The following is a 19,948-nucleotide window of genomic DNA, read 5'->3' on the forward strand; positions in this document are numbered from 1 at the left end:
CTGCGTCACATGCGTAGGGACGCAGAGCGTCCCGGGCGGCATTCCCACGCAGAGCGTGGGAACGATCATGCGATGACAGGCCTACGCATACCCAACCGACTAATCCACACTGCCATCAGAATCACCATCCCGCCGAACAACAACCGCCCCAGCTCTTCATGCTGATTCCAGATCAGCAAATTGATCAGCAACCCCACCGGCACATGCAGGTTGTTCATCACCGCCAACGTCCCGCCATTCACCAGGCACGCGCCTTTGTTCCACCAGTACAAACCCAGCGCGGTCGAGACCAGGCCGAGGAACAACAGCACGCCCCATTGCAGCGGTGCTTCAGGCAAGAAGTTCTGTTTGCCGAACAGCAGAAACGCCGGCAATGCCACCGCCAACGCGCCCAGATAGAAGTAGCCGAAACGCCGGTAATGCGGCAGATCACTCGGATGGCGAGCCACCAGATGTTTATAGAGCACTTGCCCGGCGGCGTAGGTGAAGTTGGCCAGTTGCAGCAACAAAAAGCCCATGAAGAAATCCGGGTTGATCCGGTCATAGCGAATCACCGCCGCGCCCGCCACCGCCACCAATGCCGCGATCAAGGCCCACGGATTGAAGCGCCGGTTCAGCGCATCTTCGATCAGGGTCACATGCAGCGGTGTGAGAATGGTGAACAGCAACACCTCCGGCACCGTCAGCACTCGAAAGCTCAGATACAGGCAGACGTAGGTCACGCCAAACTGCAACGCGCCAATCAGCAACATGCCACGCATGAACGCCGGCTCGACCTGACGCCAGCGTGTCAACGGAATGAACACCAGCCCCGCCAGCAGCACCCGCACCAGCACCGCGAAGTAACTGTCGACATGCCCGGCCAGGTATTCGCCGATCAAGCTGAAGGAAAACGCCTGGATCAGCGTGACAAAAAGTAGATAGCCCATGCTCGCCTCATTTCGAATGGCGGCGACGATAGCGGTTTTTTCCTTTCATCGCGAACAGTCAGGCAATACACAAATCCACTGTGGGAGCGGGCTTGCCCGCGAAAGCGGTGTGTCAGTCGAATTCAATGCTGCCTGACACACCGCCATCGCGGGCAAGCCCGCTCCCACAGGTTTATGTTGCGCTGACAAAATCGCAGGCAAAAAAAAGCCCGATCTCGCTAATGCGTTCAATCGGGCTAGAGCACTCAGGAGCAACAAGTGCAAAGGGAGGTTCGATGCGCGTGCAGTCTTGAAGGGTTGCACCAGGTCACTAGACCATCCAGCGATTAGCTGGCGATTAACGGCTCAGGCGACCTGGGAAAGCTTGGCGTTGGCCTGGTTCAAGCCTTTCTCCTGGAAGTCACCGCCCAGGTTCATGCCTTCGGCGTGAATGAACGTGACGTCGTGGATGCCGATGAAGCCCATGACCTGGCGCAGGTACGGTTCCTGATGATCCGCGGTGCTGCCGGCGTAGATCCCGCCGCGGGCGGTCAGCACATAAGCACGCTTGCCGTTGAGCAAACCTTGCGGGCCCGTTTCGGTGTACTTGAACGTCACGCCGGCACGCAGCACGTGGTCGAGCCAGGCTTTGAGGGTGCTCGGGATGGCGAAGTTGTACATGGGCGCTGCCATCACCAGTACATCGGCGGTCAGCAGTTCGTCGGTCAATTGGTTGGAACGTTCCAGGGAGGCCTGTTCGATCTCGTTGCGTTGTTCGGCAGGTTTCATCCAGCCGCCCAGCAAGTTGATGTCCAGGTGCGGCACCGGGTTGACGGCCAGGTCACGGACGGTGATCTGGTCGGCCGGGTGCGCGGCTTTCCATTGGCTGATGAAGGTCTGGGTCAGTTGGCGGGAAACCGAATCTTGCTGACGGGCGCTGCTTTCGATGATCAGAACGCGGGACATGGGATGTAGCCTCCATCTGAGAATGCTGTAGGTCGATGGAGTGAAGGTTAAACAGAGTCATATCGATGAAAAAGCGCAAATAACTGCTATAAAGCATCGATAAATTCGTTTATAAGCGAGACATGCCCTGTGGGAGCGGGCTTGCTCGCGAAGGCGGTGTGTCAGGCAAAATTGATGTCGGCTGACACTCCCTCTTCGCGAGCAAGCCCGCTCCCACAGGGTTGTAACGTTATTTCGGAGTGCAGGTCAGGTCGATACGCAGCTTGATGATGGTGCGGGTGAACTTGGCCGTGGCATTTTTGTGTTTGCCGGCGGGTACGTCGATCTTGCGGGTGCGTGGCGCTTCCGGGCCGTTATTGAAAACCACCTTGCAAGACACATCGGTGTCGCCGTAGTTATTGACCTGAATGGAGCCGATATCGGCGTCCGTGTCGTAGGCGTTGTAGTCGACCTTCAAACCATTGAGCTGTTTAGTGACATCGATCGGATAGGCAAACGCAGTCAGCGGCAGCATCGCCAACACCGCACAACCCGCCACCACACAACAAAGTTTTTTCATTCGGCAGTCTCCAATAAGGACTGCCAGCTTAGGACAAGAGGAGCTCAACATGAAAGCGCCCCGCGTGACCCTTGATCAATGGCGAACATTGCAGGCCGTGGTCGATCACGGCGGTTTCGCCCAGGCCGCCGAAGCGCTGCACCGCTCGCAATCGTCGGTCAGCTACACCGTAGCGCGCATGCAAGACCAGCTCGGCGTGCCGCTGTTGCGCATCGACGGCCGCAAAGCCGTGCTCACCGAGGCCGGCGGCGTGCTGCTGCGCCGTTCCCGGCAACTGGTGAAACAGGCCAGCCAACTGGAAGATCTGGCGCACCACATGGAACAAGGCTGGGAAGCGGAAGTACGGCTGGTGGTCGACGCCGCCTACCCCTCCGCCCGCCTCGTCCGCGCACTGACCGCGTTCATGCCGCAAAGTCGCGGCTGCCGGGTACGTCTGCGCGAAGAAGTATTGTCGGGTGTCGAAGAAGTGTTGCTCGAAGGCGTGGCCGATCTGGCCATCACCGGCTTCAGCATTCCCGGGTATCTGGGCGCGGAATTGAGCGACGTCGAATTCGTTGCGGTGGCCCATCCTGAACATGCCCTGCATCGTCTGAACCGCGAACTGAGCTTCCAGGACCTTGAAAGCCAGATGCAAGTGGTGATCCGTGACTCCGGCCGCCAGCAACCGCGCGACGTCGGCTGGCTCGGCGCCGAACAGCGCTGGACCGTCGGCAGTCTCGCCACCGCCGCGACCTTCGTCAGCAGCGGCCTGGGTTTCGCCTGGCTGCCCCGGCACATGATCGAGCGCGAACTCAAGGAAGGCACGCTCAAGCTGCTACCGTTAGACCAGGGCGGCAGCCGCAACCCGAGCTTCTATCTGTATTCGAACAAGGACAAACCCTTGGGCCCGGCGACGCAGATTCTCATCGAACTGCTGCGCACCTTTGATACCGCGCCGCTGGATGCGCCCTTCGCCGCCCCCGAACAAGCCTGACACGGAGTGTACCGATGGCCTATTTCGAACATGAAGGTTGCAACCTGCACTATGAGGAATATGGCCACGGCACTCCATTGCTGCTGGTTCACGGGTTGGGTTCCAGTACCCTGGACTGGGAAATGCAGATCCCGGCGCTCTCGGCCCACCACCGGGTGATCGTCCCGGATGTGCGCGGCCACGGGCGCTCCGACAAGCCCCGCGAGCGCTACAGCATCGCCGGGTTCAGCGCCGACCTGATCGCGCTGATCGAGCACTTGAACCTCGGCCCTACCCATCTTGTGGGACTTTCGATGGGCGGCATGATCGCCTTTCAACTGGCGGTGGACCAGCCGCAACTGCTCAAGAGCCTGTGCATCGTCAACAGCGCGCCCGAGGTCAAAAGGCGCAGCCGCAACGATGACTGGCAGTGGTTCAAACGCTGGAGCCTGATGCGCGTACTGAGCATGGGCACCATCGGCAAGGCCTTGGGTGCCAAGCTGTTCCCCAAACCGGAACAGGCTTCGTTACGACAAAAAATAGCTGCACGCTGGGCAAAAAACGACAAACATGCTTATCTCGCCAGCTTCGATGCCATTGTTGGCTGGGGGGTTCAGGAACGACTTTCCAGGGTTTCCTGTCCAACCCTCATCGTCAGCGCCGACCGTGACTACACCCCCGTGTCGCTGAAAGAAACCTATGTAAAACTGCTGCCCGATGCGCGGCTGGTGGTGATCGCCGATTCACGCCACGCCACGCCGCTGGATCAACCCGAACGCTTCAACCAAACGCTGCTCGAGTTTCTCACCGCAGTCGACACCACCACTCAGGATCACTGACCCATGCTGAAAAAAATCGCCCTCGTCGCCGGCTCCGTTCTGTTTGCCGCCAACCTGATGGCCGCCACGCCCGCCAAGGCGCCGCACGTGCTGCTGGACACCACCAACGGCCAGATCGAAATCGAACTGGACCCGGTCAAGGCGCCGATCAGTACCAAGAACTTCCTTGAGTACGTCGACAGCGGCTTCTACAACAACACGATTTTCCACCGTGTAATTCCTGGGTTCATGGTCCAGGGCGGTGGTTTCACTCAACAAATGCAGCAAAAAGAAACCAAGGCGCCGATCAAGAACGAATCCAAAAACGGTTTGCATAATGTGCGTGGCACGCTGTCCATGGCCCGTACTTCCGTCCCGGATTCGGCCACCAGCCAGTTTTTTGTCAACGTCAAAGACAATGACTTCCTGGACCAGGGCGACGGCTATGCCGTGTTCGGTAAAGTCGTGAAAGGCATGGACGTGGTGGACATCATCGTCAACTCGCCAACCACCACCCGTGGCGGCATGAAAGACGTGCCGGCCGATCCGGTCTTCATCAAGTCGGCCAAGCGCATCGACTGAGAGTAAGCTGGACAGGGAGTTTTGAGCGGCCGCCGGTTCTTCCGGCGCCGCTCATATCGTTTAAAGGAGAGCCCGTGCGCGGGCGGAGAACTGATGCTTTATCGCCGTTTTGAAAAACTGATCGACATTTTCCGCGATGCACCGACGGCGGCTCCGCCGAGCCGGGTTCTCTCCTTCTATACCTACTACCTGAAGCAGGTCTGGCCAATCTTCGCCGTTTTGTTGGTCGTCGGCCTGTTCGGCGCGCTGATCGAAGTGGCGCTGTTCAGCTACCTGAGTCGCATCATCGACCTGACCCAGGGCACGCCCAACGTCGATTTCTTCAAGGTCCACGGTGTGGAACTGGCCTGGATGGCGGCGGTTGCGCTGATCCTGCGGCCACTTTTCCTCGCCCTGCACGACATGCTGGTGCACCAGACCTTGAGCCCCGGCATGACCAGCCTGATCCGCTGGCAGAACCACAGTTACGTGCTCAAACAGAGCCTGAATTTTTTCCAGAACGACTTCGCCGGGCGCATCGCCCAACGCATCATGCAGACCGGCAACTCCCTGCGCGACTCTGCCGTACAAGCGGTGGATGCACTTTGGCATGTGCTGATCTACGCGATCAGCTCGCTGGTGCTGTTCGCCGAAGCCGACTGGCGCCTGATGATCCCGCTGCTGATCTGGATCGCCGCCTACATCGGCGCGCTCTACTACTTCGTGCCGCGGGTGAAGGAGCGTTCGGTGGTGTCCTCCGATGCACGCTCCAAACTCATGGGGCGGATTGTCGATGGCTACACCAACATCACCACCCTCAAGCTGTTCGCCCACACCAACTTCGAACAGCAGTACGCCCGCGAAGCCATCGCGGAACAGACTGAAAAAGCCCAACTGGCCGGTCGCGTGGTCACCAGCATGGACGTGGTCATCACCAGCATGAACGGCCTGCTGATCGTCGGTACCACCGGGCTGGCCCTGTGGCTGTGGACGCAGTCGCTGATCACCGTGGGCGCGATTGCCTTGGCCACCGGGCTGGTGATCCGCATCGTCAACATGTCCGGCTGGATCATGTGGGTGGTCAACGGCATCTTCGAAAACATCGGCATGGTGCAAGACGGTTTGCAGACCATCGCTCAACCGGTCAGTGTCACCGACCGCGAACAGGCAAAACCCTTGGCGGTGGCCCGTGGCGAGGTGCGTTTCGAGCACGTCGATTTCCACTACGGCAGGAAAAGCGGGATCATCGGCGGCCTCAACCTGACCATCAAACCCGGCGAGAAAATCGGCTTGATCGGCCCGTCCGGTGCCGGCAAATCGACGTTGGTCAATCTGCTGTTGCGCCTGTATGACGTGCAGGGCGGGCGGATCCTCATCGACGGCCAGAACATCGCCGAAGTCGGCCAGGAAAGCCTGCGCGAACGCATCGGCATGATCACCCAGGATACCTCGCTGCTGCACCGCTCGATCCGCGACAATTTGCTGTACGGCAAACCCGACGCCACCGACGCCGAACTCTGGGAGGCGGTGCACAAAGCCCGTGCCGACGAGTTCATCCCGCTGCTGTCGGACTCCGAAGGCCGCACCGGTTTCGATGCACATGTCGGTGAGCGCGGGGTGAAACTCTCCGGTGGCCAGCGTCAGCGGATTGCCATCGCCCGGGTGCTGCTCAAGGACGCGCCGATCCTGATCATGGACGAAGCCACCTCGGCGCTGGACTCGGAAGTCGAAGCGGCGATCCAGGAAAGCCTCGAAACCCTGATGCAGGGTAAAACCGTGATCGCCATCGCCCACCGCCTCTCGACCATTGCCCGGATGGATCGGTTGGTGGTGCTGGAAAACGGCAAGATCGCCGAAACCGGCAGCCACGCCGAACTGCTGGCCCATGGCGGCTTGTATGCGCGGTTGTGGCAGCACCAGACCGGCGGGTTTGTCGGGATCGATTGAGTCTTGCGATCAACACCGACCCTGTGGGAGCGGGCTTGCTCGCGAAGAGGCCGTGTCAGTCGATATCAATGTTGCCTGATACACCGCACTCGCGAGCAAGCCCGCTCCCACATAGAACTGCGATAACCGCCAGAGCCCGTCAACCACGGACTCTGGCGGTTTTTTATGGCCACTGGAATTCCATAAAAACCCTGCTGTACTCAGCCAAGGTACTGGAGATGGTTCTGTAGTCCATCTACTGGATGCACAACGACAGTGGTATCTCGACAGGGAAATTCGCTATGTCTTTGTTCAAACGTTCAGCTACAGAATTGGTAGGTACGTTCTGGTTGGTGCTGGGAGGGTGCGGCAGTGCGGTGCTGGCGGCAGCATTTCCAAACGTGGGGATCGGTTTGCTGGGGGTGTCCCTGGCATTTGGTTTGACGGTGCTGACGATGGCCTTCGCCATCGGCCACATCTCCGGTTGTCATCTCAACCCCGCAGTCTCGGTCGGGCTGGTCGTCGGCGGACGATTCCCAGCCAAGGAACTGCCCGCCTACATCATCGCCCAAGTGCTTGGCGGGATCATCGCAGCAGCCTTGCTGTACTTCATCGCCAGTGGCAAACCCGGCTTCGAACTGGCCAGCGGCCTTGCATCCAATGGCTACGGCGAACACTCGCCAGGCGGCTACTCGATGGCGGCGGGGTTTGTCAGTGAACTGGTGATGACCGCGATGTTTATCCTGATCATTCTCGGCTCTACCGACAAACGCGCCCCGGCCGGCCTGGCGCCCATTGCCATCGGCCTGGCACTGACCCTGATCCACCTGATCTCGATTCCGGTCACCAACACCTCGGTCAACCCGGCCCGCAGCACGGGCCCGGCGCTGATTGTCGGTGGTTGGGCGATTCAACAACTATGGCTGTTCTGGCTGGCACCGCTATTGGGTGCCGTCATCGGTGGCGTGATGTATCGCTGGCTGGGTAAAGAAGACAGCTGACAAACGACATAGCGCGAAGATCAGCCTTGTCGGTAGGGCAAGGCGGTCTTCGCTTCTTCTGCATACCCCAGGACCCCGACCCGCTCACGCTCAAGGAAATCTTTCACCGCCGACTTCAAGCCCGGATGGCGCAGGTAATGCCAGGAATGGGTGATCACCGGTTCAAAACCGCGAATCAACTTGTGCTCGCCCTGAGCGCCAGCGTCAAAACGTTGGAAGCCATTGGCAATCGCGTAATCCATCCCCTGATAGAAACAGGTCTCGAAGTGCAGGCGATCGAACTCCGCCAGGCAGCCCCAGTAACGGCCATAAAAACTGTCGCCACCGACCAGACTGAAAGCCATGGCCACCGGTCGTGAGCCTTGCTTGGCCAGCACCACGCGAATCGATTCCGGCATGCGCTCGGCCAACAGACTGAAAAACTCCCGCGTCAGGTACGGCGTTTGCCGACGCACCGCGTAGGTATTGGCGTAGCAGGCATACACAAAGTCCCACTGCACCTGATCCAGTTGGCGCCCTTGCAGCCATTCGAAGTCGATGCCCTGCCCCGCCACTTGCTCACGTTCCTTGCGCATTTGCTTGCGCTTGCGCGAACTGAGGGCATCGAGGAAGTCCTGAAAGTCCCGATAACCGCGGTTCTGCCAATGGTACTGACAGCCAATGCGCTGCAACCAGCCAGGCTGTTCGGCCAATGCCGCGTCGGTGAATGGATCAGTGAAGTTGATATGGGCGCTGGAGAGTCCTTCGATCTCCAGATAACCCGGCAGGCTCTGCAGGAGCTCGAAACCGTCCTCGATCGTCGCCGCCAGCAATCGCGGCCCGCTGACCGGGCTGAACGGCACTGCCGTCAACAGCTTGGGGTAGTAGTCGATGCCAGCACGCTCGCAAGCTTCGGCCCAGGCATGATCGAATACGTACTCGCCGTAGGAGTGCCATTTGCGGTAACTGGGCAGCGCGGCGATCAGGCGATCACCTTCAACATGCAGCAGATGCTCAGGCTGCCAGCCGGAATGCGGGCCGAGGCTGCCGCTGTCTTCCAGCGCACCCAGAAAGGCATGGCGCAGAAACGGCTGAGTTTCCGGCACCAGCGCGTCCCAGGTGTGCGGCGCGATTTCAGACAGACGTTCCAGACGTTGCAGCGGCATCAGTATCCCCGACCATCATTCTCTACAGATGGGGCGAGTATCGCTTATCTGATGCTCCAAACCGAGACAAAAAACCCCGCCGAAGCGGGGTTAAAACGAGAGGAGCTTTAACGGATGAAGAAAGAGCTCGTACAGGGTTTGCTGCAATTTAGAACACGTATTGAGCGCGGACCACGAAGCCGTCACCGCTGTCATCACCGGTACGACGTGCCGGGGTAGTACCGCTGGCAGCCGTGGCATTGGTCACGTTGTCAGTCTTGGCCTTGAGGTAGGCGGCGGAAATTTTCACCGCTTCGTTGGCATACCAGTTGACGCCCAGGGTATGCACCTGAGCTTCGGCATCGCCGACATCGCGGGTCAGGCTGGCGGTGGTGATGTTGTCGTCTTCGACGGTCAGGCTGTCGTAGCGATAGAACAGCTCCCAGGCACCGATGGACTTGTTGGCTGGCTTGATCGCGTCGAACTTGCCGACTTTATAGCCACGGGCTTCACCGGTGAGGGTGTAGGCACCCTGAACGTAGAAACCGTGACCTTTGATGTCCTCAAGGTTACTGGCATCGGCCTTGGTTTTGCGGGCGATGTACTCACCCTGAATCGAGGCCGGGCCCATGGCGAAAGCGGCTTCCAGGCCGACAGCGTCGTCACGGTCATAGGAGCCGGCAGGCGAAGTGGCGCTGCCGCCCAGCACCGGACGGTTGCCGTTGGTGCCAGCATCGTTGCCGCCGAGGGTATCAACGCCACGCATGCCCATGCGGGTGCGATAGCGCGAATCGAAGGCGGTGTCGGAGACATCACGGGAAGCCACGTTCACACCGAAGTGCAGCACGTTGCCGGCGTCATGCAACGGGGCGAATACAAAGCGGCCGTTGACCTGTTTGACGCTGTTGCCATCGGTATCGTCGGTGTCTTTGCTGAACACGCCGGCGGAAGCGTAGAACGAATCGGCGAAGGTGCTGGAGGCTTGCAGACCCAGGCCATTCTGGTGGCTGTTTGCCCAATCAACCATGTCGTACGCCATGTTGCGCTCTGGCGCGGTGACCCACTTGGAGCTGGTGGCCTTTTCCAGGCCGAAGTCCGGGTCGAAACGACCGACTTTGATCGAGACCGGTTTGAAGCCGTTGTAGGCCAGCGACGCTTCGTCGAAGTAGCCGTTGTCGGAGTCACCGGTGTTATGGGAGAAGTCGTAGTTGATGGTGTAAGCCCAATCCGTGTACAGCACACCGGACAGTTCCAGGAACGCACGACGGAAGTAGGCCGCGTCGGCGGTGTCGCCGTTTTTGGTGTAGACACCATCGAACTGGCTGTAATCGGCCTGCAAGCGTCCGCCGAGTTTGAAGCTGAATTCTTTATCGGTGGTGGCGACCTCGAGGCCGCCCTTGGTTTTGACTACGATATCAGCGCCGTCAGAGGTGACGGTGCCAGCGAAAGCCTGGGCGGTTACTGCCATGGCCAGTGCGCTGGCGGCAAAACCGGCGAAGTGCTTACGGATCATCGAAGAGTTCCCCTAATTGGTGGTCTTGGCGTAAGAAACACGCGGGGCTGGCCCGCTGGTGTTGGGAGGGGATCTTGGCGATGGGGTATTTCAGCCGGGTTGCTGGTAGATAAAGATTTTATGACAGGGGAACTTTCTTACTTCGAATTGAAATAACGCGAGGACAGCGGCAAGCGATGAGCCGCAAGCCGCAAACCAGAGCGGATAAAGGGGGTACTGCCGGGGAGATCAGGATTTGTTCTTCAGATGTTCTTTGGCAAGTCGGTCAGCCAGCGCATCAAGATCAGTCACAGGTGGCTCAGGCATCACCTTCAGGGTGGCCTGGATCAACCGCATCTGCCGAATGAACCGCCGGCAATTGGGGCAAAACATCAAATGATGTCGCATCAGCAGCTTCTCGCGAAAACTCAATTGCCCATCGAGATAATCACTGGAGCGCGCCACTTGTTCCTTACAGGTCAGCATTCGCCGGTTTCCTCAAAATGTTCTACGGTCGCAAAGACCTTCAAGCGTGCCCGATGCAGCAGCACACGAACATTGGAGAGCGAGATTTCCAGAAGATTACAGATCTCCTCCAACTCCAGCCCCTGGCGCTCGCGCAACAACAAAACGCTGCGTTGCAGTTCCGACAGGCTGAGCAACGTGTGCTCCAGGCATTCGCGTAGCTCGCTTTCGATCAACAGCGCCTCTGGCGTGTCCTGATGCCAGGCGAACGGCGCCACCAGCCAATGCCCATCGCTCGATGAAAAACGATCGTCATCCACCGTGCCGTGAGGCGACGGCAGGTCATCGAGCAACACCTCCCGGCGGTTCTGCTTGTAGCGGTTCTTGGCCGAGTTGGCGGTGATGGTCAGCAGCCAGGTCTTGAGGCTCGAACGCCCCTCGAACCTGCCCAGGTTACGCACAACCGACAGCCATGCATCTTGAACCACTTCGTCGGCGTGCCGGTTACCTACGATAGCGTAGGCCACGGCACGCATGGCGCTCTGATAGGTGCTGACCAACTCTTTGAAAGCCTTTTGCTCACCTGCCAGCAAGCGCTCGAGCAGTTGCGCGTCGTCAGCCGCCATTAACAAACCCCTTGTCTTGACCTCGAAAATGAAAACAACAGGACTTCGCTGTAGGCGTCGTCCTGCTGGCATTTCCGAAAATTACAGCGTCCTGACTATTTCGAATGTAGGAACAATCCTCACAAATCGCAGGAAAGAACGACAGAAGTTCCGATCATCAAGAGCTCCGATCAACAGGAGTTCCAATCAACGCTTGCGCAGAATCACGCAGCCAATCGAGTAACCGGCGCCGAACGAGCTAAGCACGGCCAGCGAACCACTGATCAGATCGTCCTGATTCTTGTGAAACGAAATCACCGAACCGGCGGAACTGGTATTGGCATAGGTGTCGAGAATCACTGGGGCTTCTGCTTCGGTGGCTTCGCGGCCCAGCAGCTTCTTGACGATCAGGTGGTTCATGCTGAGGTTGGCCTGGTGCAGCCAGAAGCGCTTCACGTCGCTGACGTTGAGCTGGTTTTCTTCCAGGTGCGTGGCGATCAGCTCGGCGACCATCGGACAGACATCGCGGAACACCTTGCGGCCTTCCTGGACGAACAGCTTGTCGGGGGCACCGATGCCCTCTTCCGCCGCGCGGTTGAGGAAGCCGAAGTTGTTGCGGATGTTGTTGGAGAACTTGGTCAGCAGTTTGGTGCTGACCACGTCGAACTGATACTTGGAGGTCGCCAGATCGGCGCGCTCGATGATCACCGCGGTGGCGGCATCGCCGAAGATGAAGTGGCTGTCACGGTCGCGGAAATTCAGGTGACCGGTGCAGACTTCCGGGTTGACCATCAGGATCGCCCGCGCCTGGCCCAGTTGCACGCTGTTGGCGGCGGCCTGGATGCCGAAGGTCGCCGAAGAGCAGGCAACGTTCATGTCATAACCGAAACCCTGGATGCCCAGCGCTTCCTGAACTTCGATGGCGATAGCCGGGTAGGCGCGTTGCAGGTTGGAACAAGCGACGATCACACCATCGATGTCAGCAGCGGTCTTGCCGGCGCGCTGCAAGGCTTGCTCGGCCGCGCCGATGGCCATCTGGCACAGCACCGACCACTCGTCGTTGGAGCGCTCGGGCAAGCGTGGCGCCATGCGCTGCGGGTCGAGGATGCCTTCCTTGTCCATGACAAAGCGGCTTTTGATGCCGGACGCTTTTTCGATGAACGCTGCGCTGGATTCGGTCAATGCCTGGATTTCGCCACGCTCAATGGCCTCGGCGTTATCGGCGTTGAACTGTGCGACGTAAGCGTTGAAAGACTGCACCAGCTCTTCGTTGGAGATGCTGTTGGCCGGGGTGTAAAGGCCGGTGCCGCTGATGACGACGTTATGCATGGTCGTTTCTCTAATCTATTCAGGCAGAAAGCGCTGGCACCGACGTACCAACACACAAAGGGTCTATTCCAGGTTCCAGACGCAAACCTGGCATCGCTTTATTCCGATCCGCCCGGGCCCGTGGAGGCTCAAAACCGCGGGGCCGGCGTTTATAGGCGCGAAGTTTGCCATAAACGCTGGCTTTTGGCCCCTTTTGCAAGAGCAACAGCCTATCCAATGTGTGTGGGGCTTGCCCGCGATGAGGCCATCACATTCAACATCCATGTCGAATGATAGACCGCCATCGCGGGCAAGCCCGCTCCCACAGGATCAAGGTTCGACCTGGCTCCATTGCTTATTCAGGCGCTTGTCGGAGATCGGCACCTTGGTCCCCAGTTGCTGTGCGAACAGCGAGACCCGGTACTCCTCCAGCCACCAGCGATAAAGCTCCAGCTGCGGATCGCGTTTGCCTTCCTGGGCGTGTTTGTTGGCGCGGGTCTGGTATTGGCTCCAGAGGCCAGACAATTCTCCGCTCCAGACCCGGTCCTTCTGCACCTGAGCGCCGAGTTTCTCGAAGCGCTGCTCGACGGCCTTGAGGTAACGCGGCAGCTCCTTGAGCCACGGCATCGGCGTTTCACGCACGAACCCTGGATACACCAGATGGCTGAGCTGCTGCTTGATGTCGTTCAAGGCCACGGCTTGCGCCAGGTCGATCTTGCCCTTGAAGCGTTTTTGCAGGCCGTGCCAGTGCTTGAGAATCTCCAGGGTCAGCCTGGCCAGACGCTCGGCGTGCTCGGTCCAGGCGCCACGTTTGCGTTCGGCCAGCGACGCCAGGCCAGCGCCATCACGGGGCAACGGGTCTTCGCCGTCGAGGATGCAGCTGTCGAGACTGGCCAGCAGAATGTCTTCCACCAGGCTGTCGATGCGCCCCAATTCGCGGTACATCAGGCCCAACTCGGTCAGCCCCGGCAACTTGCCACGCAGGAACTTCGCCGGTTCCGCCAGTTGCTGCATCAGCAAGCGCTGCAAGGCCCGGCGATGCTGGAACTCGGCTTCGGCCGGCGTCGAGAAACGCCCTTCCTTGACCGTCCCGGCCTCTTCCACCAACGCCGGATACACCGTCATCGACAGCCCGGCGATCTTCTGTTGGGTTTTCTCGGCGACCGCCGCAAAGACTTTCGCCTCCACCGGCTGCTGACTTTTTGCAGTTTGCGGTACGGCTAATGCCGCTTGGCTGGCCTCGGCAAAGCGTGCGGTCAACTCGGCCAGATCGCGCCCTTCGCCAAGGAACTTGCCCTGGCCGTCGACGATTTCCAGGTTCATCCGCAAATGGCTTTCGACCTGCTGCGACGCTTCGGCCCAGGCCTCATCGCTGACCCGCGCCCCGGTCATGCGCAGCAACTCGCGGCCCAGCGCCTGGGGCAACGAGCCCTCGGCAAACGTGATGCGCTGCAACGCGGCTTTGACGAAGTCCGGCACCGGCACGAAGTTCTTGCGCAGGGCCTTGGGCAGGTTACGGACCAACGCGATGCACTTGGCCTCGATCACCCCCGGCACCAGCCATTCCAGACGCTCCGGCGGCAGCATCGGCAACAACGGTGCCGGCACGCGCAAGGTCACGCCGTCACGCGGATGGTTGGGCTCGAAGTGATAACTCAGCGCCAGTTCCAGATCGCCGATGTGCAGGGTGTCCGGGTAATGCGCGGCGGTGACTTCACTGGCTTCGCGGGCCAGCACGTCTTCTTCGCGCATGATCAGCAGCTGCGGGTCTTTCTGGCTGTTGACCCGGTACCAACTGTCGAAGGTGGCGGTCTGGTGAATCTCTGCCGGCAGTCGCGCATCGTAGAAGGCGAACAGGGTTTCTTCGTCGGCCAGAATGTCGCGACGACGGGCCTTGGCTTCCAGTTCGTCGAGCTGTTCCAGCAACTGTTGGTTGGCCGTCAGGCACTTGGCCTTGGATTGAATCTCGCCACGCACCAAGGCTTCGCGGATAAACAACTCGCGGGACACCACGGGGTCGACCGGCCCGTAATGCACTGGCCGGCGTCCGACCACGATCAGCCCGAACAGGGTGATTTGCTCGAAGGCCACGACCTGCCCACGCTTCTTCTCCCAATGGGGTTCGAAGTGGTTTTTCTTGATCAGGTGCCCGGCCAGCGGCTCGATCCAGTCGGCGTCGATCTTGGCGACCATCCGCGCGTAAAGCTTGGTGGTTTCCACCAGTTCGGCGGTCATCAGCCATTGCGGACGTTTTTTACCAAGCCCGGATGAAGGGTGAATCCAGAAGCGCCGCTGACGAGCGCCGAGGTAGTCGCCGTCTTCGGTTTTCTGACCGATCTGGCTGAGCAAACCCGACAGCACGGCTTTGTGCAGTTTCGGGTAATCCGCCGGCTCTTTGTTGAGGCCGAGCTGCATGTCGCGGCAGATCAGGCTCAACTGGCGATGGGAGTCGCGCCACTCGCGCAGGCGCAGGTAATTGAGGAAGTTCTTGCGGCACCAGTTGCGCAGCGGACTGGCCGTCAGGGCCTGGCGCTGCTCTTCGAAACCACGCCACAGATTGACCAGCCCGGCGAAGTCCGAGTCCACGTCTTTCCACTGGGCGTGGGCCTGATCCGCCGCTTGCTGACGCTCTGGCGGACGTTCGCGCGGGTCCTGAATCGACATGGCACTGGCGACAATCAGCACTTCCTGCAAGCTGCCGAGTTTGGCCGCTTCCAGCAGCATTCGACCCATGCGCGGGTCCACCGGCAGCCGCGCCAATTGACGACCGAGCGGGGTCAGCTGACTGTTGCGGTCCACCGCCGACAGTTCTTGCAGCAGGTTGAAACCGTCGCTGATGGCTTTGCCATCCGGCGGTTCGATAAACGGGAAATCAGTGATCTCGCCGAGGCGCAGATGGAGCATCTGCAAAATCACCGCCGCAAGGTTGGTACGCAGGATCTCCGGATCGGTAAATTCCGGCCGACCGATGAAATCTTCTTCGCTGTACAAGCGCACGCAAATACCCGGTTCGACCCGCCCGCAGCGACCTTTACGCTGGTTGGCGCTGGCCTGGGAAATCGCTTCGATGGGCAGGCGCTGGACCTTGGCGCGGTAGCTGTAGCGGCTGATGCGCGCGGTGCCGCTGTCGATCACGTAACGAATGCCCGGCACGGTCAACGAGGTTTCGGCGACGTTGGTGGCCAATACGACGCGGCGCCCTGGGTGCGACTGGAAAATCCGCTGCTGTTCGGCCGGCGACAGTCGTGCGTAGAGCGGCAGAATCTCGGTGTGCTTGAGCTGGGCCTTGCGCAGCATGTCTGCCGCGTCGCGAATCTCGCGCTCGCCGGGCAGGAACACCAGCACGTCGCCGGGGCTCTTGCGCTCACTGCGTTCAAACGCGGCGATTTCATCGAGGGTGGCGAGGATCGCCTGATCCACGGTCAGGTCATCCTCGACGCGGTTGCCCTCCTCGTCCTGCTCCAGGGTCAGCGGGCGATACCAGGTCTCGACCGGGAAAGTACGGCCGGAGACTTCGACAATCGGCGCATCGTCGAAGTGCTTGGAAAACCGCTCCAGGTCGATGGTGGCCGAGGTGATGATGACTTTCAGGTCCGGGCGACGCGGCAGCAGGGTTTTCAGGTAACCGAGCAAAAAGTCGATGTTCAGGCTGCGTTCGTGGGCTTCGTCGACGATGATCGTGTCGTAGCGTTCGAGGTAGCGGTCGTTCTGGGTTTCCGCCAGCAGGATGCCGTCGGTCATCAATTTGATCAGGGTGTTGGCATCGCTCTGGTCCTCGAACCGCACCTGATAGCCGACCAGCGCGCCCAACGGCGTCGCCAATTCTTCAGCGACCCGGCTCGCCACGCTGCGGGCGGCGATTCGACGGGGCTGGGTATGCCCGATCAGACCGTGCTGGCCGCGACCGATTTCCAGGCAGATCTTCGGCAACTGGGTGGTTTTACCCGACCCGGTTTCGCCGGCAATGATCAGCACCTGATGCTTTTGCAGCGCCGCTTTGATTTCATCGCGCTTGGCGGCGATCGGCAGGCTGTCGTCGTAACGAATCACCGGCAGGCTGGCGCGCCGCGCCAACACCTGATCACAGGACGCCTGCATGCGCGTCACCCACTGGGCCAGTTTGGCCTCGTCCGGTTTCTTGCGCAGCTCAAGCAACTGCCGCCGCAGCCGGTGGCGGTCGGCGAGCATGGCGTGATCGAGGTTTTTCAGCAGTTTGTCGATTGAAGGCGATTCGTCAGTCATCAGGTACGCAAAAGTCGTCTAGTGGCGCAGGGGGCGGATTGTCGCAGATTTGGGGCGCGCAGTGACGCGCTTTTGTGGCGAGGGAGCTTGCTCCCGCTCGGCTGCGAAGCAGTCGTAATCCTGCCAACGCGGCTTGTCTGAATCTCTGTGATGGATGGTTTTGGGGTCGCTTCGCGACCCAGCGGGAGCAAGCTCCCTCGCCACAGTGTGTTCACTCAGGTGGGCTACTCGTTATCAAGGCCCTTGCGCCGATACGGGAACACATCAATCACCTTCCCGGCCCGAATCGCTTCCTGCAGCCCCTTCCAGTAATCGGCGTTGTACAACTCGCCATGCAACTGATCGAACAATTTCCGCTGCCCGGAATCGGCAAACAGGAACGGTGGAAACTCCTCGGGAAACACATCCAGCGGCCCGATCGAGTACCACGGCTCGGAGGCCATTTCGTCTTCCGGCGTACGCGGTTGCGGGATGTGGCGGAAGTTGGCTTCGGTCAGGAAGCAAATTTCGTCGTAGTCATAAAACACCACGCGACCATGACGGGTAACGCCAAAATTCTTCAGCAACATGTCGCCGGGAAAGATATTCGCCGCCGCCAGCTGCTTGATCGCCAGACCGTAATCCTCCAGCGCCTCGCGCACCTGCGCCTCGTTGGCGTGTTCCAGATAAAGGTTCAACGGCGTCATCCGGCGTTCGGTCCAGCAGTGGCGGATCAGCACCGTATCGTCCTCCACCGACACCGTGGATGGCGCCACTTCAAGCAACTCCTCCAGGCATGCCGGCTCGAACTTGCTCAAGGGGAAACGGAAATCGGCGAACTCCTGGGTGTCGGCCATGCGGCCGACCCGGTCGACGCTCTTCACCAGGCGATACTTTTCGATCACCGTGGCACGGTCGACGTTTTTCGACGGTGAGAAGCGGTCCTTGATGATCTTGAACACGGTGTTGAAACCCGGCAGCGTAAACACGCTCATGACCATCCCGCGCACGCCGGGGGCCATGATGAACTGGTCGTCGGTGTTGGCCAGGTGGTTGATCAACGCCCGATAGAACTCGGACTTGCCATGCTTGTAGAAGCCGATCGAGGTGTACAGCTCGGCGATGTGCTTGCCCGGCAGGATGCGCTTGAGAAAGCCGATGAACTCCGCCGGCACCGGTACATCGACCATGAAATACGAACGGGTGAAGGAGAAGATGATCGACACCTCCGCCTCGTCGGTGATCAGCGCATCGATCTGAATGCCTCGGCCTTCGCGGTGCAGCAGCGGAATCACCAGTGGCCATTGCTCGTCCTGGGTATGAATGCGCCCCACCAGGTAGGCGCCCTTGTTGCGGTAAAGCACCGAGGAAAACAGCTCGACACTCAGTTGCGGGTCCTTGCAGACCCAGTCCGGCAGGTTCTCGCGCAATTGCGCTTCGAGGCGACGCAGGTCGCCGGGCAAATTGGCGTAGTCCTCACTGAAGCGGTAGTCGGCAAAGATGCTGGTGAGCATGCCCGACAACTGCCCCTGCGGCTTGTAGATGCGGGTTTGCGCGGCCCGGGCCCGGCGCAGGCTCGGCCGCGTGGTGTGGATGAACATGCAGCCGTCGCTGATCAGGTCGTGGCTGAACAGCCCGCAGAAAATCGAGTTGTACCAGGTCTCGGACAGTTCATCGTCGAAACGCAGGTCGATCAGGCTGATGTAAGCGCTTTTGACCAGCGGCCAGTTGCTGACGTCCATCAACACATCGGTGGCGAACGACGCATGCAAGTGCCCGACCGTTTCGCCGACCTTTTCTTCGTAGAGATTGATCCGCGCTGCCGAAGCGACTTGCGTCTCCTGCCACTGGGCCTGCTCGAAGCGGGCTCGGGCGCCATCGGTGATCTGACGGAAATGCTCGCGGTAATCGTCAAAGCCATCGAGGATCATTCGGGCGATGTCGGCGGCTGGCCATTGCTGCGGCATGGTGAAACCTCGGCGGCTGTTCTTATCGTTGGAGCCTGAGCTTAGTGGGCCTGTGTTACGCAACGCAAGCCATTGCCTTGTGCCCTGACAGGGGCGACACTTGCGCGCCAATCAAGGAAGGAAAGTGCTGTGAACCCCGTCGATATCCTGCGTTTGTTGTCACTTGCCGCCATTTGGGGTGCGAGCTTTCTGTTCATGCGCATTATCGCCCCAGTGATTGGCACAATCCCCACTGCCTTTTTCCGTGTGTCGATTGCCGCTGTCGGGCTGCTGGTGATCCTTGGGCTGATGCGCATCAGCTGGGATTTCAAAGGCAAACTCAAGACCGTGATGCTGCTCGGGCTGATCAACTCAGGGATTCCAGCGACCCTCTATTCCGTGGCCGCCCAAGTGCTGCCGGCCGGTTACTCGGCGATTTTCAACGCCACCACGCCGTTGATGGGGGTGTTGATCGGCGGGTTGTTCTTCCATGAAAAGCTCACCGGGGCGAAGGTCTGTGGGGTGTTTCTCGGCCTGTTCGGCGTCGGCGTCCTCACCCGTGCAGGTCCGGTGGCGTTCGACATGGAACTGCTGATGGGCGCACTGGCGTGCCTGATGGCCACCACCTGCTACGGCTTTGCCGGGTTCCTCGCCCGCCGCTGGCTCGATCAGGCCGGCGGCCTCGACAGTCGCCTTTCGGCCCTGGGCAGCATGCTCGGCGCGACCTTGTTTTTGCTGCCGCTGTTTGGCTACAGCGTGATCAGCCAGCCACCGGCGAGCTGGGGCGGCTGGAGCGTCTGGTTGTCGTTGCTGGGGTTGGGTTTGGTATGCACAGCCTTCGCCTACATTATTTACTTCCGTTTGCTCAGCTCGATCGGCCCGGTGAAGTCGATGACCGTGACCTTCATGATCCCGCCGTTCGGCGTGTTGTGGGGGGCGCTGTTGCTGGATGAGCCGCTGTCGATGGCGCACCTCTATGGCGGGGTATTGATTGCCGCGGCGTTGTGGCTGGTGTTGAAGCCGGCGGTGGTGAAACCGGTTGAGGTGGCTGCGCGGTAGAAGGTACGGCAAGCCAAAATAAAACAGCTGATCGTCA

At 60.0% G+C, this 19,948-nt stretch carries 16 protein-coding genes; 6 read left to right on the top strand and 10 right to left on the bottom strand.

Annotated features, from left to right (window positions below; genetic code table 11):
* Positions 1-65: 65 nt before the first annotated feature.
* From LOY38_RS22140 to LOY38_RS22150, 3 genes are all read right to left on the bottom strand, one after another.
* Positions 66-929 (bottom strand): carboxylate/amino acid/amine transporter, encoded by an 864-nt coding sequence (locus tag LOY38_RS22140; protein WP_258697051.1) that lies wholly within the window; start codon positions 927-929, stop codon positions 66-68.
* Between the two features lie 345 nt (positions 930-1,274).
* Positions 1,275-1,874 (bottom strand): FMN-dependent NADH-azoreductase, encoded by a 600-nt coding sequence (locus tag LOY38_RS22145; RefSeq protein ID WP_258697052.1) that lies wholly within the window; start codon positions 1,872-1,874, stop codon positions 1,275-1,277.
* Positions 1,875-2,103: 229 nt separating this feature from the next.
* Positions 2,104-2,433, bottom strand: coding sequence for a 3-phosphoglycerate kinase (locus LOY38_RS22150; protein WP_258697053.1), 330 nt, complete (start codon positions 2,431-2,433; stop codon positions 2,104-2,106).
* A gap of 49 nt (positions 2,434-2,482) precedes the next feature.
* On the opposite strand from LOY38_RS22150, the gene LOY38_RS22155 reads away from it, so the two are divergent.
* From LOY38_RS22155 to aqpZ, 5 genes are all read left to right on the top strand, one after another.
* Complete coding sequence (locus LOY38_RS22155) at positions 2,483-3,406, top strand: LysR family transcriptional regulator (protein ID WP_258697054.1); 924 nt, start codon at positions 2,483-2,485, stop codon at positions 3,404-3,406.
* A 14-nt stretch (positions 3,407-3,420) separates the two neighbouring features.
* Complete coding sequence (locus tag LOY38_RS22160) at positions 3,421-4,224, top strand: alpha/beta fold hydrolase (RefSeq protein ID WP_258697055.1); 804 nt, start codon at positions 3,421-3,423, stop codon at positions 4,222-4,224.
* A 3-nt stretch (positions 4,225-4,227) separates the two neighbouring features.
* The gene (locus LOY38_RS22165; protein WP_258697056.1) at positions 4,228-4,785 is read left to right on the top strand and encodes a peptidylprolyl isomerase; all 558 of its coding nucleotides are present in this window, start codon (positions 4,228-4,230) and stop codon (positions 4,783-4,785) included.
* Positions 4,786-4,878: 93 nt separating this feature from the next.
* Positions 4,879-6,711 (top strand): ABC transporter ATP-binding protein, encoded by a 1,833-nt coding sequence (locus LOY38_RS22170; RefSeq protein WP_258697057.1) that lies wholly within the window; start codon positions 4,879-4,881, stop codon positions 6,709-6,711.
* A gap of 281 nt (positions 6,712-6,992) precedes the next feature.
* Positions 6,993-7,691, top strand: coding sequence for an aquaporin Z (gene aqpZ, locus LOY38_RS22175; protein WP_258697058.1), 699 nt, complete (start codon positions 6,993-6,995; stop codon positions 7,689-7,691).
* Positions 7,692-7,711: 20 nt separating this feature from the next.
* On the opposite strand, the gene LOY38_RS22180 is transcribed toward aqpZ, so the two are convergent.
* The 7 genes from LOY38_RS22180 to aceK all read right to left on the bottom strand — a co-directional run bounded on the left by LOY38_RS22180 (position 7,712) and on the right by aceK (position 18,873).
* Positions 7,712-8,836, bottom strand: coding sequence for a GNAT family N-acetyltransferase (locus tag LOY38_RS22180; protein ID WP_258697059.1), 1,125 nt, complete (start codon positions 8,834-8,836; stop codon positions 7,712-7,714).
* 148 nt (positions 8,837-8,984) lie between these two features.
* Complete coding sequence (locus tag LOY38_RS22185; protein ID WP_258697060.1) at positions 8,985-10,328, bottom strand: OprO/OprP family phosphate-selective porin; 1,344 nt, start codon at positions 10,326-10,328, stop codon at positions 8,985-8,987.
* A gap of 228 nt (positions 10,329-10,556) precedes the next feature.
* Positions 10,557-10,793, bottom strand: coding sequence for an anti-sigma factor (locus tag LOY38_RS22190; protein WP_258697061.1), 237 nt, complete (start codon positions 10,791-10,793; stop codon positions 10,557-10,559).
* Entirely contained in the window at positions 10,787-11,398 is a 612-nt protein-coding gene (locus LOY38_RS22195; protein ID WP_258697062.1) for an RNA polymerase sigma factor, read from the bottom strand. The genes LOY38_RS22190 and LOY38_RS22195 overlap by 7 nt, the downstream gene beginning before the upstream one ends.
* Before the next feature lie 186 nt (positions 11,399-11,584).
* Complete coding sequence (locus LOY38_RS22200; RefSeq protein WP_258697063.1) at positions 11,585-12,706, bottom strand: beta-ketoacyl-ACP synthase III; 1,122 nt, start codon at positions 12,704-12,706, stop codon at positions 11,585-11,587.
* Positions 12,707-13,015: 309 nt separating this feature from the next.
* Positions 13,016-16,927: an ATP-dependent RNA helicase HrpA gene (gene hrpA / locus LOY38_RS22205; protein WP_258697064.1), complete on the bottom strand. Its 3,912-nt coding sequence runs from the start codon at positions 16,925-16,927 to the stop codon at positions 13,016-13,018.
* 224 nt (positions 16,928-17,151) lie between these two features.
* A complete protein-coding gene (gene aceK / locus LOY38_RS22210; RefSeq protein WP_258697065.1) occupies positions 17,152-18,873 on the bottom strand; it encodes a bifunctional isocitrate dehydrogenase kinase/phosphatase in 1,722 nt (573 codons plus the stop codon).
* Between the two features lie 129 nt (positions 18,874-19,002).
* On the opposite strand from aceK, the gene LOY38_RS22215 reads away from it, so the two are divergent.
* Positions 19,003-19,911: a DMT family transporter gene (locus tag LOY38_RS22215; RefSeq protein ID WP_258697066.1), complete on the top strand. Its 909-nt coding sequence runs from the start codon at positions 19,003-19,005 to the stop codon at positions 19,909-19,911.
* Positions 19,912-19,948 lie beyond the last annotated feature (37 nt).

The sequence above is a fragment of the Pseudomonas sp. B21-015 genome, from assembly GCF_024749285.1.
Taxonomy (GTDB): Bacteria; Pseudomonadota; Gammaproteobacteria; order Pseudomonadales; family Pseudomonadaceae; genus Aquipseudomonas.

What these genes read in the sequence shown, in the direction of transcription:
- LOY38_RS22200 (WP_258697063.1), bottom strand. Translation starts at nt 12,706, where the DNA reads ATGCATAACGTCGTCATCAGCGGCACCGGCCTTTACACCCCGGCCAAC.
- aceK (WP_258697065.1), bottom strand. Translation starts at nt 18,873, where the DNA reads ATGCCGCAGCAATGGCCAGCCGCCGACATCGCCCGAATGATCCTCGAT.
- LOY38_RS22170 (WP_258697057.1), top strand. Translation starts at nt 4,879, where the DNA reads ATGCTTTATCGCCGTTTTGAAAAACTGATCGACATTTTCCGCGATGCA.
- hrpA (WP_258697064.1), bottom strand. Translation starts at nt 16,927, where the DNA reads ATGACTGACGAATCGCCTTCAATCGACAAACTGCTGAAAAACCTCGAT.
- aqpZ (WP_258697058.1), top strand. Translation starts at nt 6,993, where the DNA reads ATGTCTTTGTTCAAACGTTCAGCTACAGAATTGGTAGGTACGTTCTGG.
- LOY38_RS22165 (WP_258697056.1), top strand. Translation starts at nt 4,228, where the DNA reads ATGCTGAAAAAAATCGCCCTCGTCGCCGGCTCCGTTCTGTTTGCCGCC.
- LOY38_RS22145 (WP_258697052.1), bottom strand. Translation starts at nt 1,874, where the DNA reads ATGTCCCGCGTTCTGATCATCGAAAGCAGCGCCCGTCAGCAAGATTCG.
- LOY38_RS22140 (WP_258697051.1), bottom strand. Translation starts at nt 929, where the DNA reads ATGGGCTATCTACTTTTTGTCACGCTGATCCAGGCGTTTTCCTTCAGC.
- LOY38_RS22150 (WP_258697053.1), bottom strand. Translation starts at nt 2,433, where the DNA reads ATGAAAAAACTTTGTTGTGTGGTGGCGGGTTGTGCGGTGTTGGCGATG.
- LOY38_RS22195 (WP_258697062.1), bottom strand. Translation starts at nt 11,398, where the DNA reads ATGGCGGCTGACGACGCGCAACTGCTCGAGCGCTTGCTGGCAGGTGAG.
- LOY38_RS22185 (WP_258697060.1), bottom strand. Translation starts at nt 10,328, where the DNA reads ATGATCCGTAAGCACTTCGCCGGTTTTGCCGCCAGCGCACTGGCCATG.
- LOY38_RS22190 (WP_258697061.1), bottom strand. Translation starts at nt 10,793, where the DNA reads ATGCTGACCTGTAAGGAACAAGTGGCGCGCTCCAGTGATTATCTCGAT.
- LOY38_RS22155 (WP_258697054.1), top strand. Translation starts at nt 2,483, where the DNA reads ATGAAAGCGCCCCGCGTGACCCTTGATCAATGGCGAACATTGCAGGCC.
- LOY38_RS22160 (WP_258697055.1), top strand. Translation starts at nt 3,421, where the DNA reads ATGGCCTATTTCGAACATGAAGGTTGCAACCTGCACTATGAGGAATAT.
- LOY38_RS22180 (WP_258697059.1), bottom strand. Translation starts at nt 8,836, where the DNA reads ATGCCGCTGCAACGTCTGGAACGTCTGTCTGAAATCGCGCCGCACACC.